Origin of the sequence: Anaerobiospirillum sp. NML120449, from assembly GCF_023051105.1 — a bacterium.
Classification (GTDB): domain Bacteria; phylum Pseudomonadota; class Gammaproteobacteria; order Enterobacterales; family Succinivibrionaceae; genus Anaerobiospirillum.
Map to the genome: position 1 here is coordinate 16,479 of NZ_JALKIL010000017.1, position 22,192 is coordinate 38,670.

Sequence of the window (22,192 nt, forward strand, 5' to 3'; positions counted from 1 at the left end):
GCAGCTGTCATGATATTGCCGCAATTCGGCAAGACAAACTAAGAGAGAGAGTGAAATATGGCACTTTACGTTAATACCAACGTAAGCAGCATCAATGCTCAGAGAAAGCTCAGCAATGCAACTCTGAACCTTAATACCAGCTATCAGCGCCTCGCTTCCGGCATGCGCATCAACTCTGCCAAAGATGACGCTGCCGGCCTTCAAATCTCCGACCGTCTTACCTCCCAGATTAACGGCCTTAACCAGGGCAACCGCAACACTAATGACGGCATTGCCTTAGCTCAGACCATTGAAGGTGCTCTCGACGAGACCTCCTCAATGCTGCAGCGTATCCGCGTCCTGGCCGTTCAGTCCGCCAACGGCACCAACTCAGCCTCCGACCGCAAAGCTATCCAGGAAGAAGTAACTCAGCTCTCCCAGGAAATCAACCGTATTGCCCGCCAGACAACCTTTGCTGGCAACACCATCCTCAATGGCCCGCGTGTAACAGGCAAAGCTGATTACACTAACAATCCTACAAGTATTATTCCAAGTAAAGGTGCTGCTAACGAAGGCAAAATAATTTTCCAGGTTGGCGCAAATGCGGGTGATACTCTTACCTTAAACTGGAGTGATCCTTTTACAATGTCTGGCCTTGCTGTCATGGCTGGCCTAGGTCCTGCTAAAGATACAGCACAAGGTGGTAAGGATTACAACAAGGGTATTGTCTATGATGGCGACAAATCACAGGTTAGATGGACAGTTTCTGCAGCCTCTCTGGCCACATACACTCTTGCTAATATTGATGCCGTAATTCAGGCCGTTGATTCCAAGCGTGCTGGCCTGGGCGCTTTACAGAACAGAATGGAGAGCGCTATTAGAAATCAGGCGGGTATTTCTGAGAATGAAGCCGATGCCCGCTCAAGAATCAGGGACACAGACTTCGCCGCTGAGACTGCGGCTCTGACCCAGGGCAACATCATCCAGCAGGCCTGTCAGACAGTCCTTGCTCAGGCCAACCAGCGCCCTACCATTGCTCTGAGCCTGTTAGGACAAGGCTAAGCATCAAACAAATAAGCATATTTCTCTATCCCTACAAGGCGAGCTGAGTCTCGCCTTTAGGAGCAGATAGAGCTTTGATGTACTTTCAGCTCAGATCTGATAAGTACCATTGAGAGAGAATAGACAGTTGCAGCTGTCCGATTTGCCGCATGCACGGCAAATCCAAGAGAGAGAGTATGAATTATGGCACTTTACGTTAATACAAACGTCAGCAGCATCAATGCGCAAAGAAAGCTCAGTAATGCCACCCTGAACCTCAACACCAGCTACCAGAGGCTGGCTTCTGGTATGCGTATTAACTCTGCCAAAGACGACGCTGCAGGTCTTCAAATCTCCGACCGTCTCACCTCCCAGATTAACGGCCTTAACCAGGGCAACCGTAACACTAACGACGGTATTGCCTTAGCTCAAACTATTGAAGGTGCACTCGACGAGACCACCTCAATGCTCCAGCGCATCCGTGTTCTGGCCGTACAGTCTGCCAACGGCACCAACTCTGCATCGGATCGCAAAGCAATCCAGGAAGAAGTAACCCAGCTCTCCCAGGAAATCAACCGCATTGCCCGCCAGACTACTTTTGCAGGCAACACAATTCTGAATGGCTCAAACAACCCGAACGCCAACGATCACCTGAAAGAGACCAAAAGTATTATTCCCAGTGCTGGTTCAGCTAATGCCGGCAAGATTATTTTCCAAGTAGGTGCAAATGCAGGTGACACACTGGCATTAAATTGGTCTCAGGCATTTACAATGTCAGGACTTGCCAGGATGGCAAATCTGGGTGAGGCCAAAAACATTGCCAATGTTAAAGATGCAAAGTCAGGTATTGTAATTGACGGTAACGATAAAACACAGGTACGTTGGACCGTCTCTGCTGCATCGCTGGCAACATATACACTTGCCAACATTGATAAGGTTATCCAGGCAGTAGACTCCAAGCGTGCAGGCCTTGGCGCTTTACAGAACAGAATGGAGAGCGCTATCCGAAATCAGGCCGGTATTTCCGAGAATGAGGCCGATGCCCGCTCAAGAATCAGAGACACAGACTTCGCTGCTGAGACCGCCACCCTGACCCAGGGCAACATTATCCAGCAGGCCTGTCAGACAGTCCTTGCTCAGGCCAACCAGGGCCCTACTATCGCTCTGAGCCTCTTAGGCCAGTAAATTCTACAGAATCATCACTTTCTCTTTATCGTTCAGGGCGGGCCATTGGCTCGCCTTCTTAAGGGATAGGAGAAGTAATACGAATCTACAGTTTTAATAGTGGATACAGTGCCTGCACTCATCTTAAAAGTTAGATTGAGGAGATTAAAACCAGCTCCTGAACTTCGCAAAGGTGCTTGCCGATATAGACCTGATATTGAGGTCTGGAAAAGTATCCATTGATCCGGTTTTGTCAGCCAAGAGGCTGATATTTATCGTTTCTCTTTCTCTTTTGAAATAAGGCGAGCGCAAGCTCGCCTTTTTCATGAATACTGGCATCATGGCTTGCAAATTGCTTGTTTTTTGACATCTATTCCAATTAAGAGAGAGCGACAGTTGCAGCTGTCGAATTATTGCCGCAAGACGGCAAGACAAACAAAGAGAGAGAGTGGAATATGGCACTTTACGTTAATACGAACGTAAGCAGCATCAATGCCCAGAGAAAGCTCAGTAATGCTACTCTGAACCTTAATACCAGCTATCAGCGCCTCGCTTCCGGCATGCGCATCAACTCTGCCAAAGATGACGCCGCCGGCCTTCAAATCTCCGACCGTCTTACCTCCCAGATTAACGGCCTTAACCAGGGTAACCGTAACACCAACGACGGCATTGCCTTAGCTCAGACCATTGAAGGTGCTCTCGACGAGACTACCCAAATGCTGCAGCGTATCCGCGTCCTGGCCGTTCAGTCCGCAAACGGCACCAACTCAGCCTCTGACCGCAAAGCTATCCAGCAGGAAGTTACCCAGCTTTCAGAAGAAATCAACCGTATTGCCCGCCAGACCACTTTTGCTGGCAATACCATTCTGAATGGTCCAAAGGATACGACCAATCAAAATGCATGGTTAAAAAATGCAACCAGCATCATTCCCAGTGCTGGTTCTGCCAATGCAGGAAAGATTATTTTCCAAGTAGGCGCTAATGCAGGTGATACTCTTACCTTAAACTGGAATGAGCCGTTTACGATGTCAGGCCTGGCCAAGATGGCCAATATCGGTGAAGCTAAAAATATTGCCGCGCAAGGATCAAAAGGTGTTGACCAAAATGGCATTGTTATCGATACAAACAAATCACTTGTTCGCTGGACTGTCTCCTCTGCTAAATTAGCAACTGATACACTGGCAAACATTGATAAGGTTATCCAGGCCGTAGACTCCAAGCGTGCAGGACTGGGCGCTTTACAGAATAGAATGGAGAGCGCTATCAGAAATCAGGCGGGTATTTCTGAGAATGAAGCCGATGCCCGCTCAAGAATCAGGGACACAGACTTCGCCGCTGAGACTGCGGCTCTGACCCAGGGCAACATCATCCAGCAGGCCTGTCAGACAGTCCTTGCTCAGGCCAACCAGCGCCCTACAATTGCTCTGAGCCTGTTAGGTCAAGGCTAATAATCAATCAAATAAGCATATTTCTCTATCCCTTTTAGGCGAGCTGAGTCTCGCCTTTAGGAGCAGATAGAGCTTTGATGTACTTTCAGCGCAGATCTGATAAGTACCATTTAGAGAGAATAGACAGTTGCAGCTGTCCGATTTGCCGCATGCACGGCAAATCCAAGAGAGAGAGAGTATGAATTATGGCACTTTACGTTAATACAAACGTCAGCAGCATCAATGCGCAGAGAAAGCTCAGTAATGCTACCCTGAACCTTAACACCAGCTACCAGAGACTTGCTTCTGGTATGCGTATTAACTCCGCCAAAGACGACGCTGCAGGTCTTCAAATCTCCGACCGCTTAACCTCTCAGATTAACGGCCTCAATCAGGGCAACCGTAACACTAACGACGGTATTGCTTTAGCTCAGACCATTGAAGGTGCACTCGACGAGACCACCTCCATGCTCCAGCGCATCCGTGTTCTGGCCGTACAGTCTGCCAACGGCACCAACTCAGCCTCTGATCGCAAAGCTATCCAGGAAGAAGTAACCCAGCTCTCCCAGGAAATCAACCGAATTGCCCGCCAGACTACTTTTGCAGGCAACACCATTCTTAATGGTTCAAATAATCCAACTGGAACAGGTCACTTAAAAGAAACAAAAAGCATCATTCCAAGTGCAGGATCAGCAAATGCTGGCAAGATAATATTTCAGGTAGGCGCTAATGCTGGAGATACACTTGCCCTAAACTGGTCCGAAGCCTTTACCATGTCCGGTCTCGCTAAGATGGCACAGCTTGGCGAGGCTTTAAAAATTGGCAATGCAAATGCCGGTAAGAATGGCCTTGTAATCAGCGCCGCAAACTCTAAAGATCAGGTAAGATGGACAGTGTCATCTGCATCATTAGCTACTTATACCTTGGCTAATATTGATGCAGTTATTCAGGCTGTTGATTCCAAACGTGCAGGCCTTGGCGCTTTACAGAACAGAATGGAGAGCGCTATCCGAAATCAGGCCGGTATTTCTGAGAATGAGGCCGATGCCCGTTCAAGAATCAGAGAAACAGACTTCGCAGCTGAGACCGCTGCTCTAACCCAGGGCAATATCATTCAGCAGGCCTGCCAGACCGTTCTTGCACAGGCCAACCAGCGCCCTACTATCGCTCTGAGCCTCTTAGGTCAGTAAGCTCAATAGATTAATCACTTTCTCTTTATCGTTCATGGCGGGCTATTGGCTCGCCTTCTTAAGAGCGAAGAGAAGTAATATGGATATACAGTTTCACTCGTGGATACAGTGCATATAGGCATGACGAAGTTCTGTGGTTTGATATTGAAACCAGATCATAAGCATCGCACACATGTCATCCGTCAGACCCATGAAATAGATGCTTCAAAAAGTATCCATTGAAACAGTTTATGTCAGTCGTTCAGGCTGATATTTATCAGATCTCTTTCTCTTTTGAAATAAGGCGAGCGCAAGCTCGCCTTTTTCATGCATCCGGGCATCATGGCTTGCTAATTGCTTGTTTTTTGACATCTATTCCAATTAAGAGAGAGCGACAGTTGCAGCTGTCTAATTATTGCCGCAAGACGGCAAGACAAACAAAGAGAGAGAGTGGAATATGGCACTTTACGTTAATACGAACGTAAGCAGCATCAATGCTCAGAGAAAGCTCAGTAATGCTACTCTGAACCTTAATACCAGCTATCAGCGCCTCGCTTCCGGTATGCGCATCAATTCTGCCAAAGATGACGCCGCCGGCCTGCAGATATCCGACCGTCTTACCTCCCAGATTAACGGCCTTAACCAGGGCAACCGCAACACTAATGACGGCATTGCCTTAGCTCAGACCATTGAAGGTGCTCTCGACGAGACTACCTCAATGCTGCAGCGTATCCGTGTACTGGCCGTGCAGTCCGCCAACGGCACCAACTCAGCTGCTGACCGCAAAGCCATCCAGCAGGAAGTTACCCAGCTTTCAGAAGAAATCAACCGTATTGCCCGTCAGACTACATTTGCTGGTAACACCATTCTTAATGGTCCAAAAGACACGAAAAATGCAAATGCATGGTTACAGAATCCTAATAGCATTATTCCAAGTGCTGGCTCAGCAAACGAGGGCAAAATAGTATTCCAGGTGGGAGCTAATGCTGGCGATACTCTTACATTGAACTGGAAAGAGCCATTCACAATGTCTGGCTTAGCCGCAATGGCAAACATCGGACAAGCCAAAGATATAACTGGTGCAACTGGCTCAAAAGCTGTCGACTCAAATGGCATTGTTATCGATGGCAATAAATCACTCGTTCGCTGGACAGTTTCCTCTGCAAAATTAGCTACTGATACTCTGGCAAACATTGACAAGGTTATCCAGGCTGTTGATTCCAAGCGTGCAGGACTGGGAGCTTTACAGAACAGAATGGAAAGTGCTATCCGCAACCAGGCCGGTATTTCCGAAAATGAAGCCGATGCCCGCTCAAGAATTCGAGACACAGACTTCGCCGCTGAAACCGCAGCTCTTACCCAGGGCAACATCATCCAGCAAGCCTGCCAGACTGTTTTAGCCCAGGCCAATCAGCGCCCAACAATTGCTTTGAGCCTGTTAGGTCAAGGCTAAGAATCAAACAAATAAGCATATTTCTCTATCCCTTTTAGGCGAGCTGAGGCTCGCCTTTAGGAGCAGATAGAGCTTTGATGTACTTTCAGCGCAGATCTGATAAGTACCATTGAGAGAGAATAGACAGTTGCAGCTGTCCGATTTGCCGCATGCACGGCAAATCCAAGAGAGAGAGTATGAATTATGGCACTTTACGTTAATACAAACGTCAGCAGCATCAATGCTCAAAGAAAGCTCAGTAATGCTACCCTGAACCTCAACACCAGCTACCAGAGACTGGCTTCTGGTATGCGTATTAACTCTGCCAAAGACGACGCTGCAGGACTTCAAATCTCCGACCGTCTTACCTCCCAGATCAACGGCCTCAATCAGGGCAACCGTAACACCAACGACGGTATCGCCTTAGCTCAGACCATTGAAGGCGCTCTCGACGAGACCACCTCCATGCTCCAGCGCATCCGTGTTCTGGCCGTACAGTCCGCTAACGGTACTAACTCTGCCTCTGATCGTAAAGCTATCCAAGAAGAAGTTACCCAGCTCTCCCAGGAAATCAACCGCATTGCCCGCCAGACTACCTTCGCCGGCAACACCATCCTTAACGGCCCAAAGAATAATGCCGCTGACTATACCAAAAATCCTACCAGCATTATTCCAAGTGCAGGCGCTGCAAATGCTGGAAAAATTGTATTCCAAGTAGGTGCTAATGCAGGCGATACTCTTACTTTAAACTGGGGGGATCCTTTCACTATGTCAGGCCTGGCCAAAATGGCTGGCATTGGTGAAGCTAAAAACCTAGGTAACGGTTCAGCAGGTTTGAACACTAACGGAATACTAATAGAACGTAACGGCAAATCTCAGGTACGTTGGACTGTATCCACAGCAAAGCTGGCTACTGACACGCTGGCTAATATCGACAAGGTTATCCAGGCTGTAGACTCCAAGCGTGCAGGACTGGGCGCTTTACAGAACAGAATGGAGAGTGCTATCCGCAATCAAGCCGGTATTTCCGAGAATGAGGCAGATGCCCGCTCAAGAATCAGGGACACAGACTTCGCCGCTGAGACCGCCGCCCTTACCCAGGGCAACATCATTCAGCAGGCCTGCCAGACCGTTCTTGCACAGGCCAACCAGCGCCCTACTATCGCTCTGAGCCTCTTAGGCCAGTAAGCTCAATAGATTAATCACTTTCTCTTTATCGTTCAGAGCGGGCCACTGGCTCGCCTTCTTAAGATCAAAGAGAAATAATACGAATATACAGTTTCAGTCTTGGATACAGTGCAAGTAGGCATGTCATAGCTAATTGGTTGGATGTTGATACCAGATTATGAGCATCGCTCACATGCAAGGCGTCAGACTTTTGAGATTGATGCTTCAAAAAGTATCCATTAACATAGTTTCTCAGTCGTTCAGGCTGATACTTATCAGATCTCTTTCTCTTTTGAAATAAGGCGAGCGCAAGCTCGCCTTTTTCATGTATAAGGCAATTATGGCTTACTAATTGCTTGTTTTTTGACACCTAATCCAATTAAGAGAGAAAGACAGTTGCAGCTGTCGAAATATTGCCGCAATACGGCAAGACAAACTAAGAGAGAAAGAGAGAGTATTTAAAAATGGCACTTTATGTTAATACAAACGTCAGCAGCATTAATGCGCAAAGAAAGCTCAGTAATGCTACCCTGAACCTCAATACCAGCTACCAGAGACTCGCATCTGGTATGCGTATTAACTCTGCCAAAGACGACGCTGCAGGACTTCAAATCTCCGACCGTCTCACCTCCCAGATCAACGGCCTCAATCAGGGCAACCGTAACACTAACGACGGTATCGCCTTAGCTCAGACCATTGAAGGTGCTCTCGATGAGACCACCTCAATGCTGCAGCGTATCCGTGTACTGGCCGTACAGTCCGCTAACGGAACCAATTCCCAGTCCGACCGCAAGGCAATCCAGGAAGAAGTAACCCAGCTCTCTCAGGAAATCAACCGTATTGCCCGCCAGACCACCTTTGCAGGTAACACCATCCTCAACGGCTCTAACCACCCTAGTGGTCAGGATCACTTAAAAGAGACCAAAAGTATCATTCCAAGTGCAGGCTCCGCTAATGCTGGCAAGATTATCTTCCAGGTTGGCGCAAATGCTGGCGATACTCTGGCCTTGAACTGGTCCGAAGCCTTTACTATGTCTGGCCTTGCCAAAATGGCAAATCTTGGACAGGCAGTTGATGCAACGAACAAAAACAATCCAGCCAAAAATGGCATTGTTGTAGACGGAAATGCTAAAGATCAGGTTCGCTGGACCGTATCTTCTGCGTCCAATGCCCAATATACCCTTGCAAATATCGATGCCGTAATTAAGGCCGTAGACTCCAAGCGTGCTGGACTGGGCGCTTTACAAAACAGAATGGAAAGTGCTATTCGTAATCAGGCAGGTATTTCTGAGAATGAGGCTGATGCCCGCTCAAGAATCAGAGACACAGACTTCGCCGCTGAGACCGCAGCCCTGACTCAGGGCAACATCATCCAGCAGGCCTGTCAGACAGTCCTTGCTCAGGCCAACCAGCGCCCTACTATTGCACTTAGCCTCTTAGGCCAGTAATCAAACAAACAGAACACATTTACAGCTCAGGGCGACTCATTGCCTCGCCCTCTAATATGAGCAAAGAGAAGAAAGACGCATCCTAAGCGTCTTATAGTTCGCAAAGAGAGCGAACCGACAGTTGCAGCTGTCAGATATGCCTGAAACCGGCATATCTTTAAGAGAGAGAGTATTTAAAAATGGCACTTTATGTTAATACAAACGTAAGCAGCATTAATGCGCAAAGAAAGCTCAGTAATGCTACCCTGAACCTGAACACCAGCTACCAGCGACTCGCCTCTGGTATGCGTATTAACTCTGCCAAAGACGACGCTGCAGGTCTTCAAATCTCCGACCGTCTCACCTCCCAGATCAACGGCCTTAACCAGGGTAACCGTAACACCAATGACGGTATCGCCTTAGCTCAAACCATTGAAGGTGCTCTGGACGAGACCACCTCAATGCTGCAGCGCATTCGTGTACTGGCCGTACAGTCCGCTAACGGTACCAACTCCGCATCCGACCGCAAGGCTATACAGCAGGAGGTCACCCAGCTTTCTGAAGAGATTAATCGCATTGCCCGCCAAACTACATTCGCAGGTAACACCATCCTCAATGGTCCTAATACACCTAATGGAACCGGTTATTTAAAAGAAACTAAGAGCCTTATTCCTAGTGCAGGCTCCGCAAATGCCGGTAAAATTGTGTTCCAGGTAGGAGCTAATGCCGGAGATACTCTTACTTTAAACTGGAATGACCCATTCACTATGTCTGGACTGGCCAAATTAGCGCAGATAGGCGAAGCAAAGAACATAGCTAATGGATCAGGCGGCGTCGGTCAGAATGGTATAGTAATAGATGGCGGCGCGAAATCCTTAGTTCGTTGGACTGTTTCCTCTGCTAAGTTAGCTACTGATACCCTTGCAAACATTGATAAGGTAATCCAGGCCGTAGACTCCAAGCGTGCTGGACTGGGCGCTTTACAGAACAGAATGGAAAGTGCTATTCGTAATCAGGCAGGTATTTCTGAGAATGAGGCCGATGCCCGCTCAAGAATCAGAGACACAGACTTCGCCGCTGAGACAGCAGCGCTTACCCAGGGCAACATCATCCAGCAGGCCTGCCAGACCGTTCTTGCACAGGCCAACCAGCGCCCTACTATTGCACTTAGCCTCTTGGGCCAGTAATCAAACAAACAGAACATATTTACAGCTCAGGGCGACCCATTCCCTCGCCCTTTAATATGAGCAAAGATGAAGAAGGACGCATCCCAAGCGTCCTATAGTTCGCAAAGAGAGCGAACCGACAGTTGCAGCTGTCAGATATGACCAGGTAAGGCATATCTTTAAGAGAGAGAGTATTTAAAAATGGCACTTTACGTTAATACCAACATCAGCAGCATCAATGCGCAAAGAAAGCTCAGTAATGCTACCCTGAACCTGAACACCAGCTACCAGCGACTCGCCTCTGGTATGCGTATTAACTCTGCCAAAGACGACGCTGCAGGTCTTCAAATCTCCGACCGACTCACCTCCCAGATCAACGGCCTCAATCAGGGCAACCGTAACACCAACGACGGTATTGCCTTAGCTCAGACTATTGAAGGCGCTCTCGACGAGACCACCTCAATGCTGCAGCGTATTCGTGTACTTGCCGTACAGTCCGCAAACGGCACCAACTCAGCATCCGACCGCAAAGCGATACAGGAAGAAGTAACTCAGCTCTCCCAAGAGATTAACCGTATTGCCCGTCAGACTACATTTGCTGGTAACACAATTCTTAATGGTCCAATGGTAAATGGTAAAGGCAACTATCTTGATAACCCTAACAGCCTTATACCTAATGCTGGCCCAGGAAAAAACTCAGTTATTTTCCAGGTCGGAGCAAACGCAGGCGATACCCTGACTCTGAGCTGGGCGGACCCGTTCACATTATCAGGTCTTGCCGTCATGGCTGGTCTAGGAGCAGCAAAGAATATCACAGGCAACGACAAAGATGCTAAAAATGGCATTGTCGTAGACGGAGCTGATGATAAAGCTAAAGCTCAAGTTCGTTTTACCGTTTCCGCAGCATCGCTTGCCACTTACACTCTTGCAAACATCGACAAGGTCATTCAGGCCGTAGACTCCAAGCGTGCAGGTCTTGGCGCTTTACAGAACAGAATGGAGAGCGCAATTCGTAATCAGGCCGGTATTTCTGAGAATGAGGCTGATGCCCGCTCAAGAATCAGGGACACAGACTTCGCCGCTGAGACTGCAGCTCTTACTCAGGGCAATATCATCCAGCAGGCCTGCCAGACAGTTTTAGCTCAGGCCAACCAGCGCCCTACTATTGCACTGAGCCTGTTAGGTCAGTAATCAAACATCAGATATCCAGGTTTCTCTTTATCGTTCAGGGCGGGCAACAAAGCCCGCCTTTCTAAGAACACAGAGACCGAGACGCAGTGATAGCGTCCTTATACAGTTCGTGAAGAAAGCGAGCAGACAGTTGCAGCTGTCAGATTTGCCGCAAGCAGCAAATCTTAAAGAGAGAGAGTATGAATTATGGCACTTTACGTTAATACCAACATCAGCAGCATCAATGCGCAAAGAAAGCTCAGCAATGCCACCCTGAACCTCAATACCAGCTACCAGCGACTCGCCTCTGGTATGCGTATTAACTCTGCCAAAGACGACGCTGCAGGTCTTCAAATCTCTGACCGCCTAACCTCCCAGATCAACGGCCTCAATCAGGGCAACCGCAACACCAACGACGGTATCGCCTTAGCTCAGACCATTGAAGGTGCTCTCGATGAGACCACCTCCATGCTGCAGCGCATCCGTGTACTGGCCGTACAGTCCGCTAACGGCACCAACTCCGCATCCGACCGTAAGGCCATTCAGCAGGAAGTGACCCAGCTGTCTGAAGAAATCAACCGTATTGCCCGTCAGACTACCTTCGCCGGCAACACCATCCTTAACGGCCCATGGAACAACAAAAACGACTACACCAAAAACCCTACCAGCATTATTCCTGGCGCTGGTGCCGCAAATGAAGGCAAAATTGTATTTCAGGTAGGTGCAAACGCCGGAGATACTCTTACATTAAACTGGAGTGACCCGTTTACAATGTCCGGTCTTGCTAAAATGGCCGGAATTGGAGAGGCTAAAGACATTACTCCAGGCTCTGGTGGTGTCGTAGCAAATGGCATCGTCATAGACGGTGGCGCAAAGTCATTAGTTCGCTGGACTGTTTCCTCAGCCAAGCTGGCTACTGACACTTTGGCTAACATTGACAAGGTCATTCAGGCGGTAGATTCCAAGCGTGCAGGACTTGGCGCTTTACAGAACAGAATGGAAAGTGCCATTCGTAATCAGGCTGGTATTTCCGAGAATGAGGCAGATGCCCGCTCAAGGATCAGGGACACAGACTTCGCTGCTGAGACTGCAGCCCTTACTCAGGGCAACATCATCCAGCAGGCCTGCCAGACCGTTTTAGCACAGGCCAACCAGCGCCCTACTATTGCTCTTAGCCTCCTGGGCAGGTAATACTCCAGGACCACTTCACAAGTTTCTCTTTATCGTTCAGGGCGGGCCATTGGCTCGCCTTTTTAGTTTCAAAATGCTGCAAGAAAGCTTTAAGCGAATCGATATATCGTGAAATTTGAAATTGTTGGACAAAACTATTGCACTGTCAGCACCATAACAGTAATATAAACAGATATATTCTCTCTTAATCATTCAGAGGCGGACGCAAGTCCGCCTTTTTTATGCCTGCAAACTGCAAAATGTTTTACCGTAACGTAAAATAAAAGAATATTGTTAAATTATTTCAGGCGCCTGAACGATAAATCCAAAATTCTATATTTCTGCCTAAACGCTCTATCAGCCCTCCCTGCTCTCCATACAGCAACGCACCTGACTTCGGCATATGTTGTTACCCCTATGCCTGAGGAAGCGCTCTATGAAAGCCCTGTACGCCTCTCTGGCGTTTCTCTCCATAGCTTTTCTATTCAAGCCTAATATCCGGCCAATATGAGCTGTTCTGTTTATTAGGAAATGCCCTATGTTGGGCCACAGCATGCCTGTCTAATGTCATCTCATCTTCCACCTGGAACTGCATCAAGCAAGCTATTGCCTTCTAATGCTCGCATCCAAGGTGTTGCCAGGTCAATTGCCATGCGCCACTTTGAATCAACGTAGAGCTATCACAGTCGCTCACAGAACGATGACCTGTTCAAAGGTATGGCGATGTACAGGAGACAGCTAAAATCGTCTCTACGAAAGCACAATGGGGCTCTATGCGCGTTCTGTATGCAATTCAACTCTTCCCTGCTCCAGTCTCCTCTGCTACACAAAAAATAAAGCCCCCTTACCGTGATGGCTTGGAGGCTTTGAGAGTAGCTTGTATTGCTACTCAAAACTGAAGCTTTAAAGCTATGTATTTAGCCGAGCAGTGACAGGCCCAGTTGAGGACGGGTGTTAGCCTGCATCAGCATAGAGGTTGCAGCCTGCTGGATAATGGACTGCTGAGACAGATTGGCTGATTCTTCAGCGAAATCTGCGTCACGAATTCTGCTACGGGCGTCAGACTGGTTGGCAGAAACGTTTGCCTGATTGCGAATTGAACTCTCCAATCTGTTCTGGATTGCACCTAGGTCAGCGCGGCTTGAGTCAACTGAGCCAATCATCTTGGTGAGGCCGTCAATTGCCTTATCAATGTTTTCAGCCTTGGTAAAGCTGACCTTGATAGCACCTCCACCCTGCTGACCTGCCTGACCGGCAGACCAGAAAGCCTTCAAATCGTTGTCGTTAATGCCTGCATTCTTAGCGATCTGTGAGAACTTCATGGCATTGACTTCGAAGCTGACGGTATCGCCCTTATTTGCTCCTACCTGTAAAGTAAGCTTACCTACTTCGTCCTTACCACCACCCTGAGGAGGCTGACCACCGGCTGCGCCGCCCTTGGTCATGATTGAACCTGCACCAGCACCGTCGAGGATAAGGGAGCCGCCATACTTGGTCTGCTTGGCGATACGGGTAATTTCCTCAGCCAGAGCAGTGGCTTCCTTACCAAGAGCCTTGCGATCATCCAGGGTGTTGGTTCCATTACGGGCCTGAACTGCAAGAGTACGCATCTTCTGCAGCATACCGGTAATTTCGTCCATGGCTCCTTCAGCGGTCTGGGCAAAAGCAATACCGTCATTTGAGTTGCGGTTACCCTGATTCAGGCCATTAATCTGGGTGGTTAAGCGTGAGGATATCTGGAGGCCTGCTGCATCGTCCTTTGCGGAATTAATTCTCAGGCCTGACGAGAGTCTCTGGTATGTGGTTGTCAGCTGATTCTGTACATTATTCAGATATCTGCGGCCGTTGAGTGAACTGACATTCGTGTTTACGTATACTGCCATGGTCTGTTTCCATCATGTGTGTTGTGTTGTGTGTAATGAACGACCAAGAAATAGTGGCCGTTATTAGCTCAACGGCACTTTCATCCTAGATATATGCAAATACGACCAGCCTTATTTGGATCCTGGATACATGCCATGTAAAACTGCTGATAGATATTATCTGTCAGACTGCCTTTAAAGCCCGTCAATGCGCCATCTGACTAAATTCCAGTCCAGAAATTAGATATTGAAATTTGTGAGTATATGTATTTAATTCCCACTTGTCGCCTCTGCCCCGTGAAAATCTGTCGGGCCCTTATCCGCTAAGAGCCGCCCTACAGCTACTTCATAGTCTCATCCCCTTTGATCTGCTTGCATGCCATCCACGCAGGTAAGCAGCCCTTAAATCCATCATCACAAACGCTTTCAGGTGACATAGTTTAAAGCAGCTTTCCAAAACAATTTGCATATGTGACAAAAGCACTGTATGTTGCTTAAAAATGCTGTTTTTCATAAGTACGATATTTATCGAATTTATGTGTCACCATTCCACGGGATGAATACGCAGTATATTACCCTAATGAAGTGTCATAAGTATCGACACTTTTGAGACATAGTCGTTACAGGCAGAATTCGGCCGATCATTGAAATTATTAACATCAATATATGCCGAAAGATGGCTTATACATCGCATGTATAGAACAAGGTAAAGGCGATTTACCAAGTATCTTCAGGAGCATTTACCCCCCTGACTGCACAATGCCTTCCTAGATGAGCTTCATGCTCTATCACTCATGTCAGAACAAACTGGCCGATTTTCCCCACTATATGGATTTGCATTATGATACTTACAACTCATTCTTGAGAAAAATAAGACTTTATGCAAACGGCTTATTTATCGAATTTAAATATCGACTATCCACGGGATGTATACGCAACATAATATGAGACATTTTCGTCACAACCAATGACACTCTAAAAGTACCATTATGCTTGTGCAGACAATGTGATTTTGAGCCCTCATTACTGTCACGCTCTACAGCTGTTATGCGTGCTTAGAATTTCTGAAGTAAAGTTCTGATGGTCAACTGACGTGCACTCAAAAGGCCCCATAGGGCTTTCTCATGAAGGCAAGCAAAGACGTAACACTCTGCCTCATGAGGTTATACATTCTGCTGCCATAGCACAGACTACTCCTCTCCTCGACTCCGGTAAGCTCCAGAAGTATCCGAAGCTGCTAAATGGTTCTTGTAATTGCCATAGAATTCGTCAGGGCAAGGGCCGGGACGGTCGCTGCATGCCCGCAGCTGTCAGACAGCAGAGGCGTGGTATAGGCTATCTACATGGTCTTATGAGAACAGACATCAGTCCATGAGCAAGAGCTTCGAACCGTGCGCTCATTCCCATCCTTAGTCCCCGAAATGGCCTGATTCCCAGGTCCATCTTAGAACTGACAGCTGCGCGTCCTGTAAGCTCATTGCATTGTGCTAAGAGCCTGGATAGAAGGTCTGCTGAGCCTTAATAAGGTTTCGACATGTGTCAGTGCAGACAGCATCGCGAGTATTGAGTTACCAGGGGAAGTCAGACCATGAACGACTACACACTGGACGATGAGTCATATGACATGCTGAAACCGTCCGCACGACTATTGAACCTGACGCAATTACCAATACCTCGCCATGGTTCTGAACTGCTACAGAGCTTGGTTTTGGGATTAGAAGTGCCTTAGGTCCCATGAAGCCGGCAAAGGCGGCAAAGTAACGATGATGAAGTTCCTTGCAAGCTTGAATATCGACCTGCCAACTACAAAGTTAGGCCTCTGGAAAACAAAAAAGGCCCTGAGGCGGTGAAGCCTGAGGACCTTTGAGACCGGCCTTTAAAAGGTCCGGTCATTCGTCTTTCGTTTGTAAATCTGATTTTAGCCTAACAGTGACAGACCCAGCTGAGGACGGGTGTTGGCCTGCATCAGCATGGAGGTGGCAGCCTGCTGAATAATGGACTGCTGGGACAGATTGGCTGATTCTTCGGCGAAGTCTGCGTCACGAATTCTGCTGCGGGCGTCAGACTGGTTGGCAGCAACATTTGCCTGGTTGCGAATTGAACTCTCCAATCTGTTCTGGATTGCACCTAGTCCAGCACGCTGTGAGTCTACTGCACCGATGATCTTATCCAGGGCTTCAATGGTAGCCTGAGCACCGTCAGCAGTGGACAGTATCAGCTTTTTGTCGGTATGCCAGAATTTTGCAATGTCATTTTGTCCGATACCAGCAAGAGCAATAGCCTTGGTGAACTTCATATTAGAGACGTCAAAGGTGATAGTGTCACCCTTATTTGCGCCTACCTGCAGGGTAAGCTGGCCAGCGCTCTGCTTGGCATTGGTGTAAATTGAGTTGGTGCCGTCATCACCGCCGTCGAGAACGGTCTTGCCACCGAACTTGGTCTGGCCAACAATACGGTCAATCTCGGCAACCAGAGCTGTAGCTTCGGTATCCAGGGCCTTACGGTCAGCCTCGGTATTGGTGCCGTTTGCAGACTGTACTGCCAGAGTACGGATCTTCTGCAGCATGCCGGTCATTTCGTCCATGGCACCTTCAATGGTCTGGGCCAGAGCAATACCATCAGAAGTATTGCGGTTACCCTGATTCAGGCCATTAATCTGGGGGGTTAAACGGCTGGAGATTTGTAAACCTGCTGCATCGTCCTTGGCAGAATTAATTCTCAGTCCTGACGAGAGTCTCTGGTAGGTTGTAGTGAGCTGATTCTGCACATTATTCAGATATCTGCGGCCGTTCAGAGAGCTTATATTCGTATTGACGTATACAGCCATAGTATTCTCCCCATCATGTATGTGAAATAGTAATAAAGACCCGAAAATACGGCCCTTTATTAAGCTTAACGACTTTTCGCTATGACAAGTGTGTAATACAGATTACACAAAATATAATCTTAAACAGATGCGAAAAACAGGCACTTATAGATACATCGCCACGGCCAATAAATACCTCAATTAACCTGATATTTAAGGGAATTTGGTTTTGATATCGGCTATTAGCTAATTTAAATTTTGTGTGCTCGCAGCTCATTAAGAACACTGCTTACTTCCCCCGCCAAAGCCGTAACTATCAGTAACATAAGCCTCTTAAGGTACTGCCATGGCCGTGTGACGCACATCAGACTCTCCCAAAGCAGTCGCTCACCACTACATGCCCATATTCTTCCCTGCGTGCTTCACCGAGCCAATTAGAGAGGGAGGAGCGGATTTATGAAGTTCACGTCTACCTGTCACGTGGTTATAAGGTTCATGTCTACCTGTCAGGTCGTTATGGGCCTTAAGCGGCTTAACGAGTGCGCCTTTGATGCCACCTTACAGCCAGTAAGACAGCATATAAGGCGTTTTCATGCCGTTTTACTCCGGACCTGCACAAACCAGCAACACCGCTTCAAACCTGGAGGCCTCAACACCTCGACTCCTGTCAGGTACTAATCGAAACTTAAACTCCATGCACGGTCCGATTTCAAATTCCGGGCACAAAAAAGCACCCCTTAGGGTGCTTTTTGCGCGATAGGCTTTATTCCAAAGTTTGTCTGCAACTCGTAGCCCATGCTGAGAGCATAAAAAGCGCAAAGCTCTGACTGCATCAGCTGCTCTGTACCGCCTTATGCTGTGATTGCTCTTATCCTAACAGGGACAGACCCAGCTGAGGACGGGTGTTAGCCTGCATCAGCATGGAGGTAGCAGCCTGCTGAATAATGGACTGCTGGGACAGATTGGCTGATTCTTCGGCGAAGTCTGCGTCACGAATTCTGCTGCGGGCGTCAGCCTGATTGGCGGAAACGTTTGCCTGGTTGCGGATTGAGCTCTCCAATCTGTTCTGGATAGCACCTAGTCCGGCACGCTGTGAGTCTACTGCGCCAATGATCTTGTCAATAGCCTCAATAGTTGCCTGAGCACCATCTGCGGTTGAGAGTATCAGCTTCTTGTTTTTATCCCAGAAGGCATTATTATTATTTTTTAAACCGGCCATCTCCATAGCCTTAGTGAATTTCATATTGGAGACGTCAAAGGTGACAGTGTCGCCCTTATTTGCGCCTACCTGCAGGGTAAGCTGACCGGCGCTCTGCTTGGCATTTGTATAAATTGAGTTGGTGCCGTCATCACCACCGTCGAGAATGGTCTTGCCACCAAATTTGGTCTGACCGGCAATACGGTCAATCTCGGCTACGAGGGCAGTGGCCTCGGTATCCAGAGCCTTACGATCAGCTTCGGTGTTGGTGCCGTTTGAGGCCTGTACTGCAAGGGTACGAATCTTCTGGAGCATGCCAGTCATTTCGTCCATGGCACCTTCAATAGTCTGGGCCAGAGCAATACCGTCAGAGGCATTGCGGTTACCCTGATTCAGGCCATTTATCTGGGTAGTTAAACGGCTGGAGATTTGTAAACCTGCTGCATCGTCCTTGGCGGAGTTGATTCTTAAGCCAGAAGAGAGTCTCTGATAGGTGGTTGTCAATTGGTTTTGAACGTTGTTCAGATATCTGCGGCCATTAAGTGAGCTCACATTGGTATTTACGTATACAGCCATAGTGTTTCTCCATCATATATGCAGCCAGACTCAAGAAGTCTTTAAATGTTGTGCTTATATACTTTAACGTTATTTCATTGCCTCTATGCAGAATTTAGATTACACAGAATTTAAACTGCAAAAGATGCAGTTCATACAAGAATATAGATACGACAAGAAGTGTACAGAAAGTGCATTGCTCCGGGATTTTTGATCAAAATTTCAGCATGAATTAAATGTCGACCAATCTAAATCCATCTAACTCACTGTGTCCCAAAATACCAATGAACACTGCTCCCAATATCGACCATTTGCTGAACCTTTATCTGTCTTTCCGCCTGCCTGAACCTTTCGTCAAGGAGATACATATGCCAGCATGCTCAAGCAAAAGAGCTCAGGAATCCTCATAGAGCATGTGCAGATGGTGAAGCAGTTAGTCAAGAGCTGGAGTTTTGACCTGCACAAAGATTTATGCACATTGCTCAGTTTTGCTCATTCGGCCACGTACTGGCAAGCATCTACAAGTTATGGCAGCATCCCACAGCACCTTTCAAATTGAGCATTCTCTATTTCGACCCCTGTCGGGTACCAATCGAAAACTTGAACTCCATGCACGGTCCGAGTTCAAATACCGGGCACAAAAAAGCACCCCTGAGGGTGCTTTTTGTGCTGGACTGGTGGGCAGGTCCTGCCTGGCCGGATGCATCAGCGGCGGTTACCCTGCTGAGGGCGGCGCTGCTGCTGGGCTGAGCCTGACTGACCGCCTGGACGGGCCTGGCTTTGCCCTTGCCCCTGTTGTCTTGCCTGAGCATTGCCGCCCTGGGCGTTAGCCTGATTTGGGTTCTGGCTCCTTCCAGGACGCGCCTGACCTCCCTGACTGCCCTGAGTGCGCTGGACCTGCTGGGGCTGTTGCTGGCCCGTGCCCTGGCCCTGGGCGGGTGAGCGGGCTCCAATGGTTGGAGCACGCTGGCCCATGCCGGCTGCGTTAAGCAGCTGCTGGCTGCGGGAGACATTGCCACGGTTGCCCGAGCCCTGAGATGAGCCTGACTGGCCAGGACGGCCAGCAGTGCCGCTGCCAGGACGCATGCCCTGACCTTGCCCCTGGTTTGGCTGGCCCTGTGGGCGCTGTCCCATAATGCCCTGTGATGGCTGCGGCACAGGCTGGGTATTGATCATGCGGCCTGGACGGGAGCCCTGCTGCATTGGCTGACCTGACTGGCCCTGAGGGCGGCGTGCCTGTTGCTGGCCCTGCTGAGCCTGCTGTCCTTGCATACCCTGCAGATGCTGGCCCTGAGCCTGAGGCATGATCTGACGGCTCTGCTGGCCTGGCAGTGGTCCCTGACCAAGGCCGGTACGGCCCTGTGCAGCGCGCTGCTGGCCCTGTCCTGGGTGTCCCTGCTGTGCCGTCTGGCCCTGAGGGCGGTTGCCGCCTGCCATCTGCTGGCCATGAGCCTGGCCCTGGGTGTTGCCTGGGAGCGGATTGCGGGCACGTATAACGTGCTCTGGCATTGGACGTGAGAACTTGCAGAACTGGCCACTGAGCGCACGGCGCTGGTTGAGCAGCACTGAAATTTCACGCTGGGCTCGGTCAAGCGGTGGCAGCCCCAGACTTTCAAAGAGGCTGTTCTCCCTGGGAGCGCGGGCCAGGAAGAAAGGTACATTCTGGGCGCCTGAGAGCCAGGTGGTCATGTGATCGCCTGGCTTTTTGGCATTCCATACGTTGATGAAATGCTGATCCATGTAGCCATGCAGACGCTGAGTCAGGCCTGCTGGCGGCCAGCGGGTAAAGATGCTGGAGGTATTGCCTCCGGCACGCGAGGTCTGAATGCTCTGGGAAGGGAAGATACGGGCCACTTCCTGAGCATTAAGATTCTCGTAGCACTGAAGCACGTAAGTTACCTGCTTCATGTCCTCACGGGAAAATTCGTTGCCACGTTCGCTGTAGGTGCGGGCAAACTGCTCACGCAGCTGCATACAGTGCTTCTTGTGCTGGTGCACGAGCTGGCTGTTGCGCATCAACTCCTCAGCACCGTGATAGTAAAGCTCCAGAATGAGTACGCCATACTGAGGGTTTACTATCACTACTGGCAGATGCTGACCATTGAGCTGCATGTCTACGATCAAGGCATCATTGCCGGTAATGTTGTGACAGAAGTATTCCTCAAGCATACGGGCCTTGAGGCTGATAAGCGGCCCCAGAGACTCAAGCGAGACAGTTGGACGGGCCGAGGCCTGAGGAGCAGGTTCCTGCTGACGTGGCTGAGGCTGGCTCATGGAGCGGCCGGTAGCGGCAGCAATAAGATAGGCAGCAGCCTCAGCGCCATCATCGTCACCAGATGAGCCCAGAGGTCCTCTGTTTGAGGTGGCTGCGGCCAGGGCAGCCAGCTCGGCAGCACTTTGTGAAGCTGGCATACCTGACTGAGCAGCACGGGCTGCAGCCACGGCGGCCTGCTGTACCTGCTGGAGCTGGGAGTGTACCTTGGCGGCAAAGTCAGCAGCCTTGGTAACAGTAGCTCTCTGAGGCTGGTCCGGTTCTACAGGTGAACGTTCCTGAGCTGCTGGAGCAGAGCTTGCGTCTTCCTGACCTTCAGGGTCATTAAGATCACGTATCATGCTCTGGTCGTCATCTTCAGGTGCACGTGGGGCTCGGGTTACCAGGGCTCTGGGAGGTGATGATGGTGGAATGGTAGCCACCATTTCAATAAGGGGAGCGGTGATAACCTCATCGCGTTGCGGCTCTTCGTACTGGGAGCTGCGGCCATAAGAGTCACCTGGGGCCGGGATCTTGCCGGCACGGTGTGCGGCCATAAATGAGGCCAGATCGGCTGCCTGTGACTCCTCACCCCAGCTGCCACCTTCGCCTCCGGCGGACCTTTCATCATCAAGAGAGATGAATGACGGACCACTGCCAGTGCTAAAGGACTGAATACCATTGTCCTTAAGGCTGGAAGTCTGATCGGCGCTTAATGCTGAGGAGGAATCGGCTGATGATGCTGATGAGGATGAATAGGATGAGGAATTCATGCCCATGGAACTGCTGTCTCCAGTGCCTGTGGCCATGGAGTCAGAGGAATCCTGAGCTGAAGAATAGGAGTGGTCAGAAGCATACTGATCGCGTGAGGCAGCCTCGGCAGCGGCAGCGATTTCGTCGCGGCGGGCCAGCTGGCTGTCACCTGTGGACCAGGTATCGGTGGTTGTCGGCCAGGCTGGCTGGCCGCGCGGAAAAGTCAGGCGTGCAGAAGCAGCGCTGCTTCGAGAAGAGCGCTGAGCACCAAAGCGCTCATCATACCTGCCTTTCACTCTGATATCTCCGGATAATCCAAGAAAGTTCTGACGTTGAGCACGCACTCAGGCCGCAAGGGACCGACAGCGCAGTACCTGTCAATCCCTGCAGGACATGACAGTGCGCTGACAGCCATGTTGAGGCTGCCCGTGCCGTGGACAGACAAGGGCTTACGT

At 49.5% G+C, this 22,192-nt stretch carries 15 protein-coding genes; 11 read left to right on the top strand and 4 right to left on the bottom strand.

All coding sequences use genetic code 11. The annotated features are described in order from the left end of the window. Positions 1 to 57 precede the first annotated feature (57 nt). The 10 genes from MXE41_RS06480 (at position 58) to MXE41_RS06525 (ending at position 12,333) form a co-directional block, all read left to right on the top strand. Complete coding sequence (locus MXE41_RS06480) at positions 58 to 1,041, top strand: flagellin (RefSeq protein WP_247099911.1); 984 nt, start codon at positions 58 to 60, stop codon at positions 1,039 to 1,041. 183 nt (positions 1,042 to 1,224) lie between these two features. Further along, positions 1,225 to 2,205: a flagellin gene (locus MXE41_RS06485; RefSeq protein WP_247099912.1), complete on the top strand. Its 981-nt coding sequence runs from the start codon at positions 1,225 to 1,227 to the stop codon at positions 2,203 to 2,205. A gap of 434 nt (positions 2,206 to 2,639) precedes the next feature. Beyond that, positions 2,640 to 3,632 (top strand): flagellin, encoded by a 993-nt coding sequence (locus tag MXE41_RS06490; protein WP_246978734.1) that lies wholly within the window; start codon positions 2,640 to 2,642, stop codon positions 3,630 to 3,632. Positions 3,633 to 3,817: 185 nt separating this feature from the next. Then, entirely contained in the window at positions 3,818 to 4,801 is a 984-nt protein-coding gene (locus MXE41_RS06495; RefSeq protein WP_247099913.1) for a flagellin, read from the top strand. Between the two features lie 436 nt (positions 4,802 to 5,237). Beyond that, complete coding sequence (locus MXE41_RS06500) at positions 5,238 to 6,233, top strand: flagellin (protein WP_246978737.1); 996 nt, start codon at positions 5,238 to 5,240, stop codon at positions 6,231 to 6,233. Between the two features lie 183 nt (positions 6,234 to 6,416). Further along, positions 6,417 to 7,400 (top strand): flagellin, encoded by a 984-nt coding sequence (locus MXE41_RS06505; RefSeq protein WP_247099914.1) that lies wholly within the window; start codon positions 6,417 to 6,419, stop codon positions 7,398 to 7,400. Positions 7,401 to 7,843: 443 nt separating this feature from the next. Further along, positions 7,844 to 8,827, top strand: coding sequence for a flagellin (locus MXE41_RS06510; RefSeq protein WP_247099915.1), 984 nt, complete (start codon positions 7,844 to 7,846; stop codon positions 8,825 to 8,827). A 179-nt stretch (positions 8,828 to 9,006) separates the two neighbouring features. Beyond that, positions 9,007 to 9,993, top strand: coding sequence for a flagellin (locus tag MXE41_RS06515; protein WP_247099916.1), 987 nt, complete (start codon positions 9,007 to 9,009; stop codon positions 9,991 to 9,993). 180 nt (positions 9,994 to 10,173) lie between these two features. Then, entirely contained in the window at positions 10,174 to 11,163 is a 990-nt protein-coding gene (locus tag MXE41_RS06520; protein WP_247099917.1) for a flagellin, read from the top strand. Positions 11,164 to 11,349: 186 nt separating this feature from the next. Continuing rightward, positions 11,350 to 12,333, top strand: coding sequence for a flagellin (locus MXE41_RS06525; RefSeq protein WP_247099918.1), 984 nt, complete (start codon positions 11,350 to 11,352; stop codon positions 12,331 to 12,333). Between the two features lie 896 nt (positions 12,334 to 13,229). Here MXE41_RS06525 and MXE41_RS06530 read toward each other — a convergent pair. From MXE41_RS06530 to MXE41_RS06540, 3 genes are all read right to left on the bottom strand, one after another. After that, positions 13,230 to 14,195 carry a flagellin gene (locus MXE41_RS06530; RefSeq protein WP_247099919.1) on the bottom strand — a complete coding sequence of 322 codons (966 nt, stop codon included), beginning with the start codon at positions 14,193 to 14,195 and terminating at the stop codon, positions 13,230 to 13,232. A 1,897-nt stretch (positions 14,196 to 16,092) separates the two neighbouring features. Beyond that, the gene (locus MXE41_RS06535; protein WP_247099920.1) at positions 16,093 to 17,001 is read right to left on the bottom strand and encodes a flagellin; all 909 of its coding nucleotides are present in this window, start codon (positions 16,999 to 17,001) and stop codon (positions 16,093 to 16,095) included. 847 nt (positions 17,002 to 17,848) lie between these two features. Continuing rightward, a complete protein-coding gene (locus tag MXE41_RS06540) occupies positions 17,849 to 18,754 on the bottom strand; it encodes a flagellin (RefSeq protein WP_247099921.1) in 906 nt (301 codons plus the stop codon). 215 nt (positions 18,755 to 18,969) lie between these two features. On the opposite strand from MXE41_RS06540, the gene MXE41_RS06545 reads away from it, so the two are divergent. Beyond that, complete coding sequence (locus tag MXE41_RS06545) at positions 18,970 to 19,143, top strand: hypothetical protein (protein WP_247099922.1); 174 nt, start codon at positions 18,970 to 18,972, stop codon at positions 19,141 to 19,143. 295 nt (positions 19,144 to 19,438) lie between these two features. Here the strand turns inward: MXE41_RS06545 and MXE41_RS06550 are convergent, their stop codons facing one another. Beyond that, on the bottom strand, positions 19,439 to 22,033 hold the full coding sequence (locus MXE41_RS06550; protein ID WP_247099923.1) for a hypothetical protein: 2,595 nt from the start codon (positions 22,031 to 22,033) through the stop codon (positions 19,439 to 19,441). Positions 22,034 to 22,192: the final 159 nt, after the last annotated feature.